The sequence below is a fragment of the Streptomyces sp. NRRL S-378 genome, assembly GCF_000720645.1.
GTDB lineage: Bacteria > Actinomycetota > Actinomycetes > Streptomycetales > Streptomycetaceae > Streptomyces.
This window is the reverse complement of sequence record NZ_JOBX01000044.1, coordinates 38,582-56,785: the sequence shown is the minus strand read 5'-3', so window position 1 is coordinate 56,785 and position 18,204 is coordinate 38,582. Positions and strand designations below refer to the sequence as shown.

General features: G+C 72.4%; 18 protein-coding genes and 1 pseudogene. 14 read left to right on the top strand and 5 right to left on the bottom strand.

Going from position 1 to position 18,204, the window contains the following annotated elements:
* Positions 1 to 419 precede the first annotated feature (419 nt).
* The 5 genes and pseudogenes from pepN to IH80_RS0126890 form a co-directional block, all read right to left on the bottom strand.
* The gene (gene pepN, locus IH80_RS0126910; protein ID WP_030963938.1) at positions 420 to 2,924 is read right to left on the bottom strand and encodes an aminopeptidase N; all 2,505 of its coding nucleotides are present in this window, start codon (positions 2,922 to 2,924) and stop codon (positions 420 to 422) included.
* Between the two features lie 37 nt (positions 2,925 to 2,961).
* A complete protein-coding gene (locus IH80_RS0126905) occupies positions 2,962 to 3,321 on the bottom strand; it encodes a chorismate mutase (protein WP_051809974.1) in 360 nt (119 codons plus the stop codon).
* A gap of 68 nt (positions 3,322 to 3,389) precedes the next feature.
* On the bottom strand, positions 3,390 to 3,593 hold the full coding sequence (locus IH80_RS0126900) for a hypothetical protein (RefSeq protein ID WP_030963936.1): 204 nt from the start codon (positions 3,591 to 3,593) through the stop codon (positions 3,390 to 3,392).
* A gap of 358 nt (positions 3,594 to 3,951) precedes the next feature.
* Positions 3,952 to 4,575, bottom strand: a pseudogene (locus tag IH80_RS0126895) (response regulator); the annotation flags it as partial.
* A gap of 232 nt (positions 4,576 to 4,807) precedes the next feature.
* Positions 4,808 to 5,560, bottom strand: a complete 753-nt coding sequence (locus tag IH80_RS0126890) for a S1 family peptidase (protein ID WP_030963933.1) — start codon at positions 5,558 to 5,560, stop codon at positions 4,808 to 4,810.
* A 172-nt stretch (positions 5,561 to 5,732) separates the two neighbouring features.
* On the opposite strand from IH80_RS0126890, the gene IH80_RS0126885 reads away from it, so the two are divergent.
* From IH80_RS0126885 to IH80_RS0126825, 14 genes are all read left to right on the top strand, one after another.
* Positions 5,733 to 6,626, top strand: coding sequence for a hypothetical protein (locus tag IH80_RS0126885; protein WP_030963931.1), 894 nt, complete (start codon positions 5,733 to 5,735; stop codon positions 6,624 to 6,626).
* 142 nt (positions 6,627 to 6,768) lie between these two features.
* Complete coding sequence (locus tag IH80_RS0126880; RefSeq protein ID WP_030963930.1) at positions 6,769 to 7,446, top strand: HAD family acid phosphatase; 678 nt, start codon at positions 6,769 to 6,771, stop codon at positions 7,444 to 7,446.
* A 461-nt stretch (positions 7,447 to 7,907) separates the two neighbouring features.
* Complete coding sequence (locus tag IH80_RS0126875; RefSeq protein WP_051809972.1) at positions 7,908 to 8,372, top strand: flavin reductase family protein; 465 nt, start codon at positions 7,908 to 7,910, stop codon at positions 8,370 to 8,372.
* Complete coding sequence (locus IH80_RS0126870; protein WP_078906761.1) at positions 8,369 to 8,797, top strand: chorismate mutase; 429 nt, start codon at positions 8,369 to 8,371, stop codon at positions 8,795 to 8,797. Before IH80_RS0126875 ends, IH80_RS0126870 begins: the two co-directional genes overlap by 4 nt.
* Positions 8,798 to 8,855: 58 nt before the next feature.
* Positions 8,856 to 10,352: an FAD-binding oxidoreductase gene (locus tag IH80_RS45425; protein WP_063757341.1), complete on the top strand. Its 1,497-nt coding sequence runs from the start codon at positions 8,856 to 8,858 to the stop codon at positions 10,350 to 10,352.
* 47 nt (positions 10,353 to 10,399) lie between these two features.
* Positions 10,400 to 11,578 (top strand): acyl-CoA dehydrogenase family protein, encoded by a 1,179-nt coding sequence (locus tag IH80_RS0126860; protein ID WP_030963924.1) that lies wholly within the window; start codon positions 10,400 to 10,402, stop codon positions 11,576 to 11,578.
* A gap of 30 nt (positions 11,579 to 11,608) precedes the next feature.
* Entirely contained in the window at positions 11,609 to 12,571 is a 963-nt protein-coding gene (locus tag IH80_RS0126855) for a methionyl-tRNA formyltransferase (RefSeq protein WP_030963923.1), read from the top strand.
* Between the two features lie 3 nt (positions 12,572 to 12,574).
* Positions 12,575 to 13,081, top strand: coding sequence for a cupin domain-containing protein (locus IH80_RS0126850; protein ID WP_030963922.1), 507 nt, complete (start codon positions 12,575 to 12,577; stop codon positions 13,079 to 13,081).
* Positions 13,082 to 13,142: 61 nt separating this feature from the next.
* Positions 13,143 to 13,736: a TetR/AcrR family transcriptional regulator gene (locus IH80_RS0126845; RefSeq protein ID WP_030963921.1), complete on the top strand. Its 594-nt coding sequence runs from the start codon at positions 13,143 to 13,145 to the stop codon at positions 13,734 to 13,736.
* 99 nt (positions 13,737 to 13,835) lie between these two features.
* Entirely contained in the window at positions 13,836 to 15,032 is a 1,197-nt protein-coding gene (locus IH80_RS0126840) for an MFS transporter (protein ID WP_030963919.1), read from the top strand.
* A 53-nt stretch (positions 15,033 to 15,085) separates the two neighbouring features.
* Positions 15,086 to 15,832 carry an SDR family NAD(P)-dependent oxidoreductase gene (locus IH80_RS0126835; RefSeq protein ID WP_030963918.1) on the top strand — a complete coding sequence of 249 codons (747 nt, stop codon included), beginning with the start codon at positions 15,086 to 15,088 and terminating at the stop codon, positions 15,830 to 15,832.
* Between the two features lie 133 nt (positions 15,833 to 15,965).
* Positions 15,966 to 16,415, top strand: coding sequence for an FAD-binding protein (locus IH80_RS47430; RefSeq protein WP_420708864.1), 450 nt, complete (start codon positions 15,966 to 15,968; stop codon positions 16,413 to 16,415).
* Positions 16,412 to 16,822: a BBE domain-containing protein gene (locus tag IH80_RS47425; RefSeq protein WP_420708863.1), complete on the top strand. Its 411-nt coding sequence runs from the start codon at positions 16,412 to 16,414 to the stop codon at positions 16,820 to 16,822. Before IH80_RS47430 ends, IH80_RS47425 begins: the two co-directional genes overlap by 4 nt.
* A complete protein-coding gene (locus IH80_RS0126825) occupies positions 16,819 to 18,174 on the top strand; it encodes an amino acid permease (RefSeq protein WP_037881191.1) in 1,356 nt (451 codons plus the stop codon). The genes IH80_RS47425 and IH80_RS0126825 overlap by 4 nt, the downstream gene beginning before the upstream one ends.
* Positions 18,175 to 18,204 lie beyond the last annotated feature (30 nt).

Genomic DNA, 18,204 nt, shown 5'->3' with positions numbered 1-18,204 from the left:
GAGGCGGGCTGCCGGGCGCGGGCGGTGGCGTTGCCGGAGGCGGGCTGCCGGGCGCGGGCGGTGGCGTTGCCGGAGGCGGGTTGCCGGTGCCGGGGTCGGGGTGGGGTGCCGTCCGGGACTGCATGATGTATGGCGCCCCGGGTCGACCTGCCCGGACGGGCTGCGGTTGCGCCAACACATCACGTTTTACGTCCCGGACAGCACCCCACCCCGCCCCCGGCACCGGCCGGCGCCCCCGGGGTCGGGGACGGGCCGGGGGGTCGGCCGGGACGTAGGACGTGACGTGCTGGCGCGGTGTCCGCCCCTGCGGGGCGCTCCTGCGACGGCGCCATGGATCAAGCGGGCCCGGACGGCGCCCCGCCCCCGGCACCGGCCCCGGTCCCCCGTTCCGCCGAGCCCCCCGCAGGGGCCCCGCAGGGTCAGCCGCGGACGCGGAGGGCGCGGGACAGGTCGTCCAGTTGGTCGACGAGCTTGCGGCGCAGGAGCGGGATGATGTCAGGGTCGGTGAGGCAGGCCCGGCCCGCGGTGAGGTTGGCTTCGTCGACGGCGTACGCGGGGAAGGCGTAGCGGCCGGCGGCCTCGCCGATGGCGGGTCCGCGGCGGGCGCCGAGGGCGACGGCGTCGGGGTAGAAGCGGGTGACGTACTCCGCGGTGAGGTCGGCCTGTTCGGGCTGCCAGAAGCCCTGGGCGGTGGCGCTGAAGAGGTAGTTGGACAGGGTGTCGTCGTGGAAGAGGCGGTCCCAGGCGGCGGCCTTGGCCTCGGGGGTGGGGAGGGCGGCGCGGCAGCGGGCGGCTCCTTCCTCGCCGGTGGCGCTGGGGTCGGCGGCGAGGGCGGCGTCGATCTCGTTCTCGCCGATGGCGCCGAGGACGGCGAGGCGGCCGAGGATGCGCCAGCGCAGTTCGGGGTCGAGGGCGGGGCCGCCGGGGACGGTGTCGTCGGCGAGCCAGGCGGAGATGGTGTCGGGCTGGGTGGCGCTGCCCACGAGGGTGCGTACGGCGGTGAGCCGCATGCCGGGTTCGGAGCCGTCCTCGGTGCGGCGGAGCAGGTCGCGGGCGATGGTGGTGAGGGTGCCGAGTGCGGCGGTGCGGTCCTCGGGGGCGACGTAGCGGACGGCGACCTCGGTGCGGGCGAAGGTGAGGACGCCCTGGACGATGGCGAGGTCGTGTTCGTCGGGGAGGTGGGCCTCGGCGGTGGTCAGGTAGTCGTGGGGGTCGAGTTCGCCGTCGCGGACCATGTCGCGCAGGCAGTTCCAGACGACGGCGCGGGTGAGGGCCTCGGGGATGCCGGAGAGGCTGCGCAGGACCGTTTCGAGGGAGGTTTCGTCGAGGCGGACCTTGGCGTAGGTGAGGTCGGCGTCGTTGAGCAGGAGCAGTGCGGGGCGCTCGCCGCCGGCCGAGATGATCTCGTCGGTGGGGACGTCGAGGTCGAGGAGTTCGCGCAGTTCCAGGAGGCGGGCGTCGGCGGGGTCGCGGTCGTAGACGCCGACGGCGATGTGGTGGGGGCGGGTGCCGGTGCGGTCGACGGTGAGGGTCCAGCCGTTGGTGCCCTCGGGGGCCTCGATGCGGGGGGTGAGGGTGTCGGTGCCGGTGGTGCGCAGCCATGCGTCGGCCCAGCCGCGGACGTCGCGTTCGGTGTGGGCGGCGAGGGAGTCGATGAAGTCGGCGAGGGAGGCGTTGGCGAACTTGTGGCGGGCGAAATGGGTGTTGATGCCGGCGAGGAAGTCCTTCTCGCCGAGCCAGGCGACGAGCTGGCGCAGGGCGGAGGCGCCCTTGGCGTAGGAGATGCCGTCGAAGTTGAGGAGTGCCGAGGCGGTGTCGGGGACGTCGTCGGGGGCGACGGGGTGGGTGGAGGGGCGCTGGTCGGCGTCGTAGCCCCAGGGTTTGCGGGTGACGCCGAAGTCGGTCCAGGTGTCGGTGAAGCGGGTGGCTTCGGTGAGGGTCTGGTAGCCCATGTATTCGGCGAAGGACTCGTTGAGCCAGATGTCGTCGAACCACGCGAGGGTGACGAGGTCGCCGAACCACATGTGGGCCATCTCGTGGGCGATGACCATGGCGCGGGACTGGCGTTCGGTGTCGGTGACGGCGGAGCGGTAGATGAATTCGTCACGGAAGGTGACGAGGCCGGGGTTCTCCATGGCGCCGGCGTTGAATTCGGGGACGAAGGCCTGGTCGTAGGAATCGAAGGGATAGGGCTCGGTGAATTTGACCTGGTAGCGGTCGAAGCAGGCCTTGGTGATGGAGAGGATTTCGTCGGCGTCGGCGTCCATGTGGGGTGCGAGGGACTGGCGGCAGTGGATGCCGAAGGGCAGTCCGGCGTGGTGGGTGGTCACGCTGTGCCAGGGGCCTGCGGCGACGGCGGCGAGGTAGGTGGAGATGACGGGGGTGGGGGCGGACTGCCAGATGCCGGCGCCGTCGATGTCGCGGTCGGCGAGGCGGGTGGTGATGCCGTTGGCGAGGACGGTCCAGTCTGCGGGGACGGTGACGGTGAACTCGAAGACGGCCTTGAGGTCGGGCTGGTCGAAAGCCGGGAAGACCCTTTGGACGTCGTCGAGGAACATCTGGCTGTAGACGTACGTCTGGCCGTCCGCGGGGTCGGTGAAGCGGTGCAGGCCCTCGCCGGTGCGGGAGTAGCGCATGCGGGTGTCGAGGTGCAGCTCGTGGGGGCCCTGGGTGAGGCCGGTGAGCGGCAGCCGGTTGTCTTCGAGGGCGGCCGGGTCGAGGGGGCTGCCGTCGAGGGTCGCGGAGCGCAGGACGTCCGGCTTCAGCTCCACGAAGGTGTCGCCGGCGGTGCGGGCGGTGAACCGGATGACGGTGGTGGAGTCGAAGGTGTCGTCGTCGCCGGTGAGGTCGAGGGTGACGGCGTAGTGGTGGACGTCGAGGAGCTGGGCTCGGAGCTGCGCTTCGTTGCGCTTCAGTGCGGACATGGGGCCATGCTGCCGCAGTGGGCGGCCGGACCCCGGGCTACTGCTCTTCGCCGGCGGCGATCGTCTCGTGGTGGCGGATGACCTCGGCGATGATGAAGTTGAGGAGCTTTTCGGCGAAGGCGGGGTCGAGCTTGGCGTTCTCGGCGAGCTGGCGGAGCCGGGCGATCTGGCTGGCCTCGCGGCCGGGGTCGGCGGGGGGCAGCTGGTGGCGTGCCTTGAGGTGGCCGACCTGCTGGGTGCATTTGAAGCGTTCGGCGAGCATGTGGACGACGGCGGCGTCGATGTTGTCGATGCTGTCCCGCAGGCGGGCGAGTTCGGCGGTGACGTTCTCGTCGATGCCGTCGGCGGTGGCGTCCTGGCCGTTGCCCGTGCCGTTGTCGAGGTCGCTGATGTTCATGGTTGTCGAGAATACGTGGCGTGGGCCCGCAGGTCGCGGGGGTAGTCGGCCTGTGAGACGGGGGCGGGTCAGGAGGGGATGGCCGGCCAGGGGACGGGGCTGAGGCGGACGAGGATGCCGGAGGTCCACAGGGCGGCGTGGGGGAGGCTGGGGCGGCCGGCGAGGACGACGCCTTCGAAGGTGACGAGGGCGGGCAGGGTGAGGGTCAGCAGGAGGCGGAACCAGGGGGCGGCGTGCGGGTGGGTGCGGACCCATCCGTCGACGGGGTTCACGGGGTGACCCCCGTATGCCCGGCCGTGCCGCCGCCCCCGGGGCTCCGCCCCGCCTCCCGCGCTCCGATCGTCGGCGGGGCCGGTCGGCCGGGGCGCAGCCCCGGGGCGGAACGGCCGCCGGGCCAGGCTCGCCGCTCGGCGGCGGCACGGCGCAGCGGTAGGGCAACGCCTGCCCGGCCGGGGCGCAGCCTCAACCGGCGGGCCAGGCGCGCGGCGCGCGGTCGGCGCGGGCAGCGGTAGGGCAACGCCTGCCCGGCCGGGGCGCAGCCCCAGGGCGGAACGGCCGCCGGGCCGGGCGCGCGGTGGGCGGTGGGCGCGGCGCAGCGGCCGCCCAGGGCTTCGGGTGGGTCACGGTGGTGGCGGCCAGGGCGCTTCCCCAGGCCCGTGCGGTGATCTCGACGCGGTGGCGGGCGTCGAGTTCGGTCTGGACGGTGGCGAGGTGGGTCTTGACGGTGGAGAGGGAGACGCAGACGGCGTTGGTCATCCCGCGGGCGGGGCAGCGCACGACGTCGCGTTCGCGTTCTGTCAGGGGTTCGGCGGGGCGGCGGGCCCGGGCGGCGGCTGAGGTCTTCGGGGCCGGCTCGCGCAGCAGTCGCACGGTGATGGCGGGCGGGACGAGGGAGTCGCCGTCGGCTGCCGCCCGGGCGGCCTCAACCGGCATGGCCGGGCTCGCGTCCTTCAGGAGGAAGCCGGACGTTCCGCCGTGGAGCGCTGGGTGAACGTACCCGTCGAGGTCGAAGGTGGTGACGATGACGATGCGTGGCCGGTCGCTGCCGGACGGGCGGCGGGTGACTTCGAGGCCGTCGGGCTTCGGCATGCGGCTGTCGAGGGGCAGGACGTCGGGGTGGTGTTCGGCGACGGCGGCGAGGGCGGCTTCGCCGTCGACGACGTCGGCGAGGACCTCGATGTCCGGCTGGCTTTCGTGGATCATCCGGAAGCCGGGTCGGACCATTTCCTGGTCGTCCGCGATGACCACGCTGATCGCCGTGCGCCACCTGCGCCCCTGTCGCCCGCTGCCACCGGTTCCCGCCCGTGGGACCGGTGGGCGGGTGGGCCCGCCACCGCGGGACGGGCGGCCGGGTGGGTGTCGCGAGGCCCGGGCTGCGGTGTTCCGGCTTGGCGGTACGTCGGTCGACGGTACGGGGGCGGAAGGGGGTGCGCCTCGTCCTTCCGGCGGGTTCGCGGGTGGCCGGAAGGACGAGGCGGTGGGGGGACTACAGGGTCGCCGCGGCGCTCTTGATCTGGGCGGCGAAGGTGGAGACCTCGGTGTAGACGCCCGGGTAGTCGGGGCGGGCGCAGCCTATGCCCCAGCTGACGATGCCGACCTGGATCCAGGCTCCGGCGTTGTCGCGGCGGAACATGGGGCCGCCGGAGTCGCCCTGGCAGGTGTCGACGCCGCCCTGGTCGAGGTAGCCGGCGCAGATCTCCTCGCCGGGGACGAGGTCGCTGTAGGCGGCGTTGCAGTCGGCGTCGGAGACGAAGGGGACGGTGGCCTTCATGAGGTAGCGCTGCTGGCCGCCGCCTTCGCGGGTGGCGCCCCAGCCGGCGACGGTGAAGGTGCCGTTGTCGTAGGCCTTGGTCTCGGCGATCTTGAGGGTGGGCAGGTTGATGGGCTTGGCGAGCTTGATCAGGGCCCAGTCCTTGCCGGTGCCGTTGTAGCCGGGGGCACGCAGGACCTTGGTGGACTTGACCTTGATGGCGCTCGTGCTGTTGAGGTCGACGACTCCGGCGGTGGCGGTGATGGAAGTGTTGTTGCCGGAGCCGCTGACGCAGTGGGCGGCGGTGAGGACGATCTGCTGGGTGTAGAGGGCGCCGCCGCAGCCCATGGAGAGGCGCACCATGAAGGGGAACTCGCCCTGGGCGGCTCGGGTGCCGCCCACGACGGGTGCGGTGCCGGCGGTGGCGGTGCCGGGCTGGAGGCTGACGGCCGCGAGGGCGACGGCGCCGACGGCGAGGGTGCGCTTCATGAATCGCACAAGGCTGGACACAGTCAACACACTGCCTTTCGTGGGGGGTTGGGCCGTGCGTGTCATCGGGGAATGACGGGTCCATGACACATCAGGAGGATGGCGGCCAACAAGAACGCAGTTTCGGCCAACTCCCGTCACAGCAACAGGGATTGCGGTAAAGGGGCACCGGATGGAGAAGAACGGCGGGCGGGGCGGGACCATCGAGCACGGATTTCCGCACCTGGCGACCGTGCGCGCATCGATCACCGCGCTGTTCCGGCGCATGTCGGCCGACGGGGTCCGCGCCTACGCCACGAGCCTCTCCCCCGCCGACGCAGCCTTCGACGCCTCCGACGACCTGCACCTGGGAGCGCAGCGAGTGGCCTCGGCGGTCGTGCGCGCGCTGCGGCTGCCCGATGTGCGCACGGTGGTCGCGTTCCGCCCGATGGAGGAGGCGGCCGCGGTGGAACTGGCCGCGGGCCCGGAGTACTTCATCGAGGTCAACGACCGTTTCCGCACCCATCGGCGGGACCTGGCGGCGGCACTGTCGCACGAGATCGCCCACGTGCTGCTGCACCGGCTGGAACTGGCCTTCCCCGATCCGGCGGAGAACGAGATCCTCACCGACACCGCCGCCGCCTACCTGGGGGCGGGCTGGCTGCTTCTGGACGCCTACCGGGAGGACGCGCTCACCCACCAGAGGTTCGGCTACCTGACGCCGGAGGAGTTCGGTTACGTCCTGGCCAAGCGGGCCGCGCTGTTCGGCGAGGACCCGTCCGCCTGGTTCACCAGTCCCCAGGCGTACGAGGCCTACGTGCGCGGGAGCGCAGCGGCGGCCCGGGACCACCGCCGGGCGCCGCTCGCCGCGGCCGGGCCGCCGGCGCGGCGGCGGTACGCGAGGGCGCGGCGCGGCGGGGCCGCCCCGGCCGGCGCGGCGTACCGCTTCGAGCCCGAGGGCTCCGGCCCCGGACTGCGGGTCAGCTTCCCGTGCCCGGTGTGCGCGCAGCGGGTGCGGGTACCGGTGCGCGGCCGGCTGCGGGCGCGGTGCGGCCTGTGCGGCACGGTGCTGGACTGCGACACCTAACGGGTGTCCCGGTCCGCACGCATATGGCTTGATCATTCACCGGTCGGTCGCAAAAAGTTTCCTACCGGCCAGTAGACACGGGTGCGGTTCTCGCCAACTCTGGTCACGTCCATGCCAATTCGTGTCCGAGGAGCGCCCCCACATGCTCACTTTCCGCCGCACCCGAACGACCCGCACCGCCGCCGTCGGCGTGGCCGCAGCGGCCGCCGTCCTGACGCTCGTTCCGGCCACCGCCGCCCAGGCGGCCCCCGCCGCCGCACCCGCGCCCGTCACCGCCGCGGCGAACACGTCCGCGCCGGGCGGGAACGCGGCGATACTCGGCATCGACTACGCCACCTGGCAGCGGGAGGTGGCCGCCATCGTCGACGCGGCCCGTCCCGCCATCGAGCAGCGCATCGCGAACTCGCCCGCCGGCGAGAAGCCCGCCCTCGTCCTCGACATCGACAACACCTCGCTGGAGACGGACTTCCACTGGTTCTGGACCTACCCGACCCCCGCGATCGCCAAGGTCCGCGCGCTGACCCAGTACGCCCACGCGCGCGGCGTCGCCGTCTTCTTCGTCACGGCCCGTCCGGGGATCATCCACTCCCTCACCGAGTACAACCTCAAGGCCGTCGGCTACCCCGTGTCGGGGCTCTACGTCCGCGACTTGCCCGACCTCTTCGAGGCGGTCAGCAGGTACAAGACGGCCAAGCGCGCGGAGATCGAGGCGCGCGGCTACACGATCATCGCCAACATCGGGAACAGCCCGACCGACCTGGTCGGCGGCCACGCGGAGCGGACGGTCAAGCTCCCGGACTACGGCGGCAAGCTCTCCTGACGCACCGGGGGGGAACCCACCCGGTTCCCCTTCGCGCACGCCTCGCGCACGACCTGCGCCGCGACCTCGCGCGCAACATGATGGCCTGACTGCGGTTCAGCGGGTGGACCCAGCGGGTAGTCATACCTCAACGCACCGACGAAGACTCGGGCCCGACCCCTCGCCAGGGGGCCGGGCCCGCTTCCGTTTCCCGCCTCCCAGGGCGGGTCCACTCCGGGCCGCCGGCGGGGCAGGCATGGCCACAGAGCCATTCCCCTCCGTTAACTCCATGGTCGATAGCCCATTTCGTTTGCGTTAAAGGCGATCAACAGGGTCCTGACCTGGGTTTCCATCGTTACTAAACTCTGTTAAGTTTCCTTCCGCCGATAACTCCTGAGGAGGGGGACATGGCCACAACTCTGGGCCCAGCCAGGCCCGTACCCCGATCCGCATCCGCACCGCCGGACGATCTCCGGTCCGTGATGCGGCTGTTCCCGACGGGCGTCACCGTCCTGTCGTCCGGTCGGGGCGTCCACGCGGCGGCGATGACCGCGAACTCGTTCGTCTCGATCTCGCTCGCTCCGCCGCGCGTCCTGGTCTCCGTCATGAAGTCGTCCCGCACCTACCCGGCGATCGACGAGAGCGGGGAGTTCCAGGTCCACCTGCTCTCCGACCGCCAGGGCGACCTGGCACGGCTGTTCGCCTCCCGCGACAAGCCCTTCGGGCAGGAGCTGGCGGAGCACTTCGCCACCGACGGCGAGACCTCCCACCCGTACCTGCCCGGCGCCCTGGCCTCGCTCGGCTGCCGGATCGAGGAGCGGTTCCCCGGCGGGGACCACACGCTCTTCCTCGCCCGCGTGGAACACGTACGGCCCGGCGAGGACACCGGCGGCGCGCTCCTGTTCCACCGGGGCCGGCTGACGCCCGCCCCCGCGGCCGCGCAGTGAGCCCCGGCCCGCGCCCGGCGGCCGAACCGGCACCACCGGCAGCACCAGCACCACCGGCACCACCCGCAGTACCCGCAGTACGGGCCGTACGCGGGGCGATCACGGTCGCCGAGGACACCCCACGGCAGATCGCGGCCGCCACCCGCCGCCTCGTCGGCGAACTCCTCGTCCGCAACGGACTGGAACGCGACGCCGTCATCAGCCTGATGTTCACCTGCAGCCCGGACCTCACCAGCGACACCCCGGCCCTCGCGCTGCGCGAGCAGGGCTGGGAGGTGCCCGCGCTGTGCGCGGCCGACACCGCCTGGTCCGGCGCGCCCGCCCGCACCGTACGCGTCCTGGCCCACGTCACCTCGTGCGGCCCGCTCGCACCCGTCTACCTCGGCGACTCCGCGCCCACCCGTCCCGCGCAGTCCCCGGCGTAGTCCGCACCCACCAGTCGTCCACCTCACCGACCACCCACATCACGATCGAGGTCGAGACATGCAAGACCCGTCCCCGTACCCGGATCTCAAGGCCGTCCTGGAGGAACTCCAGGAGGCCCTCGGCGCGGAGCGCGTGCGGCACGACGCCACGGCGCCGCTGCCCCCGGCCCCCAACGTCTCCGCCTTCGCGGCCCGCGACACCCGCGCCGTGCTGCGCCCCGGCTCCGTCGCCGACGTACGCGCCCTCGTCGGCGCCTTCCACCACGCCAAGGCCTCCGGCGCGGGACTCCCCGGTCTGCAGGCCGTCTCCACCGGCCGCAACTGGGGGCTGGGCTCCAAGGAGCCGGCCTCCGGGCCCGTCGTACGCGTGGAACTGGACGGACTCGACGCCCTGCGCGAGCTCGACACCGAGGCCGGCTACGCCGTGGTCGAGCCGGGCGTCACGCAGAAGGCACTGTCCGAACGGCTCGACGGCACCGGCCGGATGCTGAACGTCACCGCGTCCTCCGGCCACACCAGCGTCCTGGGCAACACCGTCGACCGCGGTGTGGGACTGCGCCACCAGCGCACCGAGGACCTGCTGGGCCTGGAGGTCGTGCTGCCCGACGGCGGACTCGCGCACATCGGCTGGTGGCCCGGCGACACCACGCACGGCAAGGGCGACGGCTTCAACCCGCTCGGCCTCGGCCCCAGCCTGTTGCACCTGTTCACACAGTCCGACCTCGGGATCGTCACCGCCGCCGTGGTCCGGCTGCTGCCGCGCCCGCGGCGCCAGAGCACCGTCCGCGCCCGCTTCCGCCGCGAGGCGCTGGCCGAGGCGGTCGACGCGCTGCGCACGTGGAAGGCGAACGGCCTGGTCTCGGGCGTGATCAAGGTGTACGACACCGCCTCGACCGCGACCTACGGCGGCGGGGACACCGCCGGCGGCTACGTCGCCCACATGAGCGTGGAGGGCACCGACCGCTCGGCCGACGCCCTCAAGGCGGCCCTGCTGGCCGAGATGGCCGAAACGGGCCTGTTCACCTCCGTCGCTCCCGGCGACGAGCAGCCTCCCACGGACGACGACGTCGTCGCCCGCGTGGTGGACGCCGCCTACCGCGGTTCGGTCGCACACAACGAGCGCATGCTCGCCTCCGCGACCGGTGCGGCCGCCGACCGGGTGGACGCCGACGGCAACGGCTGGCTGTTCTTCCTGCCGTTCCTGCCCTTCGACGGCGCCTCGGTGGTACGGGCCCTGGACATCCTGGACCGCATCCACCTCGCGACCGGCATCCGGCCCGGCTCCACGGTCAACGCCCTGGACGCCGACGTCATCGACCTCGTCGTGTCCTTCCCCTTCGACCGGGCCACGCAGGCCGAGGCCGCCCACAGCGCCCTCGACCTCGCCCACACCTGGTTCGGCGAGGCCGGCCTGCGCCCCTACCGCCTCGACTCCGGGCACGCCCGCGCCGTCACGGGCGTCACGGGCGGCGCCGCCGCCGAGGCCGCCCTGCAGCGTGCCCTGCGCGCCGCCGTCGACCCCCTCGGGGTCATGGCCGCCGGACGCTACGCGTGAGCGCCGCCGCCCCGTCCCACCCGACCCGCACCCCTGATGAGAACGTGATGACGACGACGCCCTACGTACCCGACACCGCCGAGGCGATCCTGGACCGCGCCCGCGAGCTCGTCCCGGTCCTGCGGGAGAGCTCCGCGCGCATCGAGGCCGAGCGCCGGCTGCCCGAGGACGTCGTGGAACTGCTCCGCGGCGCCGGCGTGTTCCGTGCCGCCATGCCCAAGACCTGGGGCGGTCCGGAGCTGACCTCGATGCAGCAGGCCGAGCTCCTGGAGATCCTCTCCGCCGGTGACGTCTCCGTCGGCTGGTGCGCGATGATCGGCATGGACTCCGGCATCTACTCCGGCTACCTCGACGACGAGGTGGCCCGCGGGATGTGGCCGACCCTGGACATGGCCAACTCCGGCTGGATCTACCCGCAGGGCAAGGCAGTCCGGGTCCCCGGCGGCTTCCGCGTCACCGGCCGGTGGAAGTTCGGCTCCGGCTCCTCGCACTGCGACTGGCTGGGTGCCGGCGTGCACGTCTTCGACGAGGACGGCCGGCCGGAGGCCGACCCGGTCACGGGCGCCCCGCGGCACTGGCGGGTGATGATCGCCCGGCCCGGCGAGTACGCGTTCCACGACACCTGGCACACCACCGGCCTGGCCGGCTCCGGCTCGCAGGACTACTCCTGCACCGACCTGTTCGTACCGGAGGAGCGGTCCTTCTCCTTCTCCGACCCCAAGCGGACCGGGCCGCTGCACGCCACCCCGGACGCGATCCTGCGCAAGATGCCCGGCATCCCGCTCGGCATGGCGCGGGCCGCGCTGGACCACGTACGGGAACTGGCCGCGCAGCGCACCGACCGCGAGACCGGCACCCCGTGGCGGGACGACTACCGGATCCAGTCCACGATCGCGCGCCTGGAGGGTGAGCTGATCGCCGCCCGCGCCGGGGTGTTCAGCACGCTCCAGGTGCAGTGGGACGCGCTGGCCTCGGGCGACGTGCTCAGCGACGACGCCCGGGTGGCCACCGCGATCGCCCGGCGCCACGCCTTCCGCACGGCCCGGTCCATCGTCCACGAGCTCTTCGACCTCGTCGGCGGGTCGTCCGTCTACAAGCCGAACCCGCTGGACCGCTGGCTGCGCGACGCCAACACGATGTGCCAGCACGCCGTCGCCCAGGACTCGGTCCTGCAGCTGACCGGAAACGTCCTCCTGGGCGGTACGTCCGCCTCCCCCTTCTTCTAGAGACACAAGCGAGAGAAGCGTCCAACCGTCATGGATCCCATACGTGTTGTGCTGTTCACCGAAGTCAACTCCAAACTCGGATCACCGTTCCTGAGCATCCTGCACGGCCACCCGGACGTGGAACTGGCCGCCGTGGTCACCTCGCCGCCCGGGAAGCTGTGCTCGTACTTCACCGACGACGAGGAGGCCGTCGACGTCGCCGACCAGGCGCGCGCCCTGGGCGTGCGGGTCCTGCGCCCGCGCTCGGTCAACGACCCCGACACCGTGGAGGCGCTGGCCGCCCTGGAGGCCGACTACTTCCTCGTCGGCAATTTCCAGCAGCTGCTGGGAGCCCCGCTGCTGGACCTGCCGCGCCGCACCGCCGTCAACTTCCACCCCTCGCCGCTGCCGGAGTTCGCCGGGCTCGCGCCGTTCTACTGGATGGTCCGCGAGGGCGCCTCGGCCAGCTCCGTGTCCGCCATCGAGATGGGCCGCAAGCTCGACGACGGCGACCTGCTGATGCAGCACCACGTCCCGCTCTCGGGTCGCGAGACCGGGCTGGAACTGCGCACCATGCAGGAGCGCGCCAACGTGCTGATGCTGCTCGACCTGATCCCGCACCTGGTGGAGAACACCCTGGAGCGCACGCCCCAGGACCTCTCCCGCCGCTCCTATTACGGGCGGCCGCGGGACGAGCACTACCGGCTGGACTTCTCGCTCCCGGCCGCCGTCGTGGAGCGCCACGTCCGGGCCGCCTACCGCAGCCCGGGGGCCTGGTTCACCGCGCCCGGCGGGCAGCGCGTCCGGCTGCTGTCGGCGGCGTACGGCGAGGAGGACCGTCCGGCGCTCGGCGGGCGGCCGCCCGGCACGCTGGTGCGCGACGACGGCGGGCTGTACGTGGCGTGCGCGGACGGCGACTGGCTGCGGCTGGTCACGGTGGAATGCGGCGGACGCGAGGTGGCCGTGGACGATCCGGCGCTCGCGCTCCTCGGCGAAGCGATGACGGTGGGGTGACGGATGTCCTTGTTCGAAGCGACGCAGCAGGCGCAGGTGCCGACGGAGGTGCGGCGGGTGCTGCACGTGCCGGCCGGCGGCGGGAAGGCCACCTGGCTGTCGGGTGACGTCTACAGCGTCAAGGCGGGCGCGGCGGAGACCGGCGGGTCCATCGCCGTGCTGGAGGCCTCGGTACCGCCCGGTGGGGGGCCTCCCCCGCACCGGCACGCCGACGAGGACGAGGCGTTCTACGTCCTGGACGGACGGCTGACCATCCGGGTGGCCGAGAACACCTACGAGGCGGGCACGGGCGACTTCGTGTTCGTGCCGCGCGGGACGGCGCACCAGTTCCACAACCACTCGCTGCACCACGCGAAGCTGCTGCTCATCTTCACGCCGGGCGGTGTGGAGAACTTCTTCCTGGAGGCCGGTACGGAGCCCACCGCGGGCATGCCGGTGCCGGTGGAGGACCCGCCGGGCGTGGCCGAGGTGGGAGCGCGCCACGGTGTGATTCCGGCCGGTCTCGACTGATCGCGGACTCTCGCACCGTCTTTCTGAAACGACCGGTTGGGAATGGGGTAGCCTCGTGACCATGGCCAGGCCCAAGGAGTTCGACCCGCAGACCGCCCTGGTGGCGGCGATGGAACTCTTCCGCCGCCAGGGGTACGAGGCCACCTCGATCCAGGACCTGGTGGACGCGCTGGGCATCAACCGCTCCAGCATGTACTCCGCCTACGGGTCCAAGCACGACCTCTACCTCAAGGCGCTTGACCTGTACTGCGCCGTCGAGGCGGACCGGGCCCGGCAGAGCCTCGCCGAGTCCGACGCGGGCCCGGCGCTGCCGGTCCTGCGCGCCTTCCTCCTCTCCTACGTCGACTCGGCGCTGGCCGATCCGCTGCGCGGCGGGTGCATGGTCACGCACGGCGTGCTGGAGCGGCTGCCGGGGGACGAGAAGGCGGCGCGGCGGCTCGGCGGTGCGCTGGGCTCGCTGGAGGAGGCGTTCGCCTATCTCCTGCTGCGGGCCCGGGTCGCCGGTGAGCTGGCGCCCGGTACCGACGTACGGTCCACCGCCCGCTTCCTCGTCACCCTCACCCAGGGGCTGCGCGTGATGGAGCGGGCGGCGGACCGGGACTACCTGACCCAGGTCGTCGACCAGGCCCTGGGGGGCCTGTCCCGTACCGCCTGACACGCATCCGGCGGACGCTCCACCCTTGCGCACCGCACCCGGGTCACGCCTGCCCACGTTCTGGAACGATCGTTTATTTATAGAAAGGTTGTGACGGCCGTGCCCAAGGCCGTGTACGTCCTCGCCCTCGGCATCTTCGCCATGGTCACCAGCGAATTCGTGGTGGCCGGCCTGATGCCCCAGATCTCCGAGGGACTCGGGGCCACCATCCCCCAAGTCGGCTACCTGATCACGGCGTTCGCCGTCGCCATGGCCCTCGGCGGGCCGTTCCTGGCCACCGCCGTGCTGAGGCTCCCGCACAAGAGCGCCCTGATGGTCCTCTTCGCCGTCTTCCTCGGCGGCAACGTCCTGGCCGCGCTGTCCACCGACTACGTGACGATGGCCGTCGGCCGCGTCATCACCGGTGTCGCCTCCTCCGCCTTCTTCGGCGTGTCGCTCTCGGTCGTCGCCGAGATCACCAAGCCCGAGATGCGCGGCAAGGCCATCGGCGCCGCCATGAACGGCCTGATGCTCGGCACCCTGCTCGGCCTGCCCATCTCCACCTTCGTGGGGGGCCAGTTGGGCTGGCGGGCCGCGTTCTGGGCGATCTCCGCCCTGACCGTCGTCGCGGCCCTGGCCACGGTCTTCGGCGTGCCGTCCGTGACCGGCACCGGGGCGGAGGGCGCCTCCTCCGTCAAGGAGGAGATGCGCGCCTTCAAGAACCCGCGGCTGTGGCTGGTGTTCTCCACCTCCACGCTGATCATCGGCGCCACGTTCTCCGCGTTCAGCTACTTCACGCCGATCCTCACCGAGCTCACCGGCTTCAGCGAGGGCGCGGTGCCCTGGCTGCTGGTCGCCTACGGTGCCGCGACCGTGGTCGGCAACAACGTCGTGGGCCGCTTCGCCGACAAGCACACCATCGTGACCCAGCTCGTCGGGCTCGGCCTGAACATGGTCTTCCTCGCGGGCTTCGCCCTCTTCGCCGAGGTCACCGCGCCCGCGCTGATCTTCATGATGGGCATCGGCCTGGTCGGCGTCACGATGAACCCTTGCATGATCACCCGCGTCCAGCGCACCGCTAACGCCCGGCCGCTGGTCAACACCGTGCACTCCTCCTTCATCACGCTCGGCATCGTCATCGGCTCCTGGCTCGGCGGTGTCGGCATCAACGCCTACGGGCTCCGGGCCCCGCTCGTCCTGGGCGTGGTCATGGCCTTCCTCGGCCTGTTCACCCTCCTCCCGGACCTCCGGCGCACGAAGGGCGGCACCGGCGGATCCGCCTCCGCCGCCCCCGAGCCGGAGCCTGCCGCGGCCTGAGCCCGGCACGCTTTCCGGTTCACCCGACTCCCCAGCACAGAAAAGGAACCATTGTGACGACCACTCTCCACGGCGTGGCCCTGGTGACCGGCGGCTCCCGCGGCATCGGCGCCGAGATCGCCCGCACGCTCGCCGGGCACGGCGCCGACGTCGCGATCACCTACCGCGCGAACAAGGAACAGGCCGAGGAAGTCGCCGGCCAGGTACGGGCGCTGGGCCGGCGCGCCGTGGCCGTCGAGGCCGACGCCGCGGACGCGGAGGCCGTCACCGCGGCCGTCGACCGGGTCGTGCGCGAACTCGGCCCGGTGCGGATCCTCGTCAACAACGCCGGATACGCGGACATGACCTGCCCGCCGCTCGCCGAGGTGCCGCTGGCCACCCTCGACCGGACCCTGGACATCAACGTCCGCGGCGCCTTCCTCATGGCCCAGGCCGTCTCCCGGTGCATGCCCGACGGCGGCCGTATCGTGAACATCGGCTCCTGCCTCGCCACGCAGGTGCCCGCCCCGGGCTTCACCCCGTACGCCATGTCGAAGGCGGCGGTCCACGGCCTGACCGTGGGCCTCGCCCGTGACCTGGGCGAGCGCGCCATCACCGTCAACCAGGTGGCGCCCGGATCCATCGACACCGACATGAACCCGGCCGACGGACCGTCCGCCGACTTCCAGCGCGGCCTGAACATCTTCGGACGCTACGGCCGCGCCGAGGAGATCGCGAGCGCCGTCCTCTACCTGGCGAGCGACGAGGCCTCCTTCGTCACCGGCACCACGCTGACCGTGGACGGCGGCGCCAACGCCTGACGGCTCCGTCCCCTGAACGGCCGGGTCCCGGAGAGGCATCGAGCCCCCTGCTCCGCTCCGGGACCCGGCTCACCCTCCCCCACCGCACAGCCCCCACCACGTACCGCACTCGCGCCACGCAAGGGAACCTGTCATGCCGCATCTGGACCGCCGCGGATTCCTCGCCGCCTCCGCCGTCGCGGGGATAGCCGGCCCGCTCACCGCCACCGCCACCGACGCCGCCGCCGCCGCCGCACACGGCCCGGCCGGCCCGAAGATCCTGCCTGCCGACCCCCGCTACCCGTCTCTGCAGACGGGGATCAACCGGCGCTACGTGGCCCGCCCCGAGCACGTCAGGATGGTCCGCTCGGCCCGCGACGCCGAGGAGGCGCTGCGTGAGGCGATCAAGGGACGCAAGCGGGTCTCCGTGCGCTCCGGCGGCCACTGCCTCGCCGATTTCACCTGCAACCCCGAGGTCGAGGTCCTCCTCGACTTCTCCGGGATGACCGCCGTCGGCTACGACGAGCACCGGCGCGCCTTCCACGTCGAGCCCGGCGCCCACCTGATGGCCGTCTACGAGGCCCTCTACAAGGGAGGGGGGTGACCCTGCCGGGCGGCGTCTGCCACTCCGTCGGCGCCGGCGGCCACGTCAGCGGCGGCGGCTACGGGCTGCTCTCCCGGGACTTCGGCCTGGTCGTCGACCACCTGTACGCCGTCGAGGTGGTCGTCCCGGGCGCAGGCGGCCGCCCCCGCACGGTCGTGGCCACCCGCGAGCCCGGTGATCCGCACCGCGAGCTGTGGTGGGCCCACACAGGGGGCGGCGGCGGCAACTTCGGCCTCATCACCCGCTACTGGTTCCGCACCCCCGGCACCGAGCACGCACCCCCCGAGCGCCAGCTGCCCGCTCGGCACGAGCTGTTCTACAAGGGCAACTACGAGCGGTTGCGGGCGGTCAAGCGCGCCTACGACCCGCACGGCGTCTTCCGGCACAAGCTCTCGGTCGCGCCGTGACGAGCGACGGCGGGCAGGCGTTCCGGGGCCGCCACCTGACCATGATGGCCATGGGCGGCGCGGTCGGCACCGGTCTCTTCGTGGGCTCGGCCGAGACCATCCGCGCGGCCGGGCCGGCCGCGCTGGTCAGCTACGCGCTGGCGGGACTGCTGGTGCTGCTGGTCATGCGGATGCTCGGGGAGATGGTCGCGGCGCGGCCGATGGCGGGGTCCTTCGCGGACTACGCCCGGCTCGCCTTCGGCGACTGGGCGGGCTTCACGGTCGGCTGGCTCTACTGGTACGCCTTCGTCGCGATCGTGGCCATCGAGGCGATCGCGGGCGGGCAGATCGTGCACGGGTGGCTGCCGCAGGTGCCGGCGTGGACGTGCAGCCTGGTGCTGCTCGGGGCTCTGACGGCGGTGAACCTGCGCTCCAGCCGTTCCTTCGGGACCGCGGAGTTCTGGTTCGCCCTCGTCAAGATCGGCGCGATCGCCGCGTTCCTGGTGCTGGGCGGCGCGTACCTGCTGGGCGGCGGCCCGTCCGGTCCGGTGCTGGGGAACCTCACGGCGCACGGGGGTTTCGCCCCGCACGGGTTCGGTGCGGTCCTCACCGCGACCGTCGGCGTCGTCTTCGCCTTCGGCGGTACGGAGATCGTGGCGGTCGCCGCGGCCGAGTGCCCCGATCCGGGGCGGGCCGTGGCCCGGGCCACCCGTCAGATCGTCTGGCGGATCCTGGTGTTCTTCCTCGGCTCGGTGCTGCTGGTGGTCGCGATCGTGCCCTGGCCGCTGATCAGCGGCGAGGAGAGCCCGTACGTGACGGCGCTGGACCGGATGGGCGTGCCCTTCGCGGCGTCCGCGATGAGCATGGTGATCCTGACGGCGCTGCTGTCCGTACTGGGTTCCACGCTGTACGCCTCCTCGCGGATGCTGCACACGCTGGCCGGGCACGGGGACGCCCCGCGGTGGGCGGCCGTGCCGCGGCGGGCGGTCCTGCTCGGCACCGTGGTGGGCTGCGGGGCGGTCGTGGCGCAGGCGCTGAGCCCCGGGCGGACCTTCCCCTTCCTGCTCAACTCGACCGGTGCGGTGCTGGTCATCATGTATCTGGGGATCGCCCTCTCCCAGTTCGTGCTGCGGGTCCGGACCGAGCGCACCGAACCCGAGCGGCTGACGTTCCGGATGTGGGGATTCCCCCACCTGACCCTGTTGGTGGTGCTCGCTCTGTCGGCGATCCTGTGCTCCATGCTGTTCAGCGGACGGACGCGGCCCCAACTGCTGATGAGCCTGGGCAGTCTGGGCGTGGTGCTGGTGGCGGGCGTCCTGAGGAGGGTGTGGCGGCGTACCGGCGAGTTGCGGTTCGTCAACACGGTAAGGTAAGTAAACGGTGTTTGTACGGGGGGTGCGACA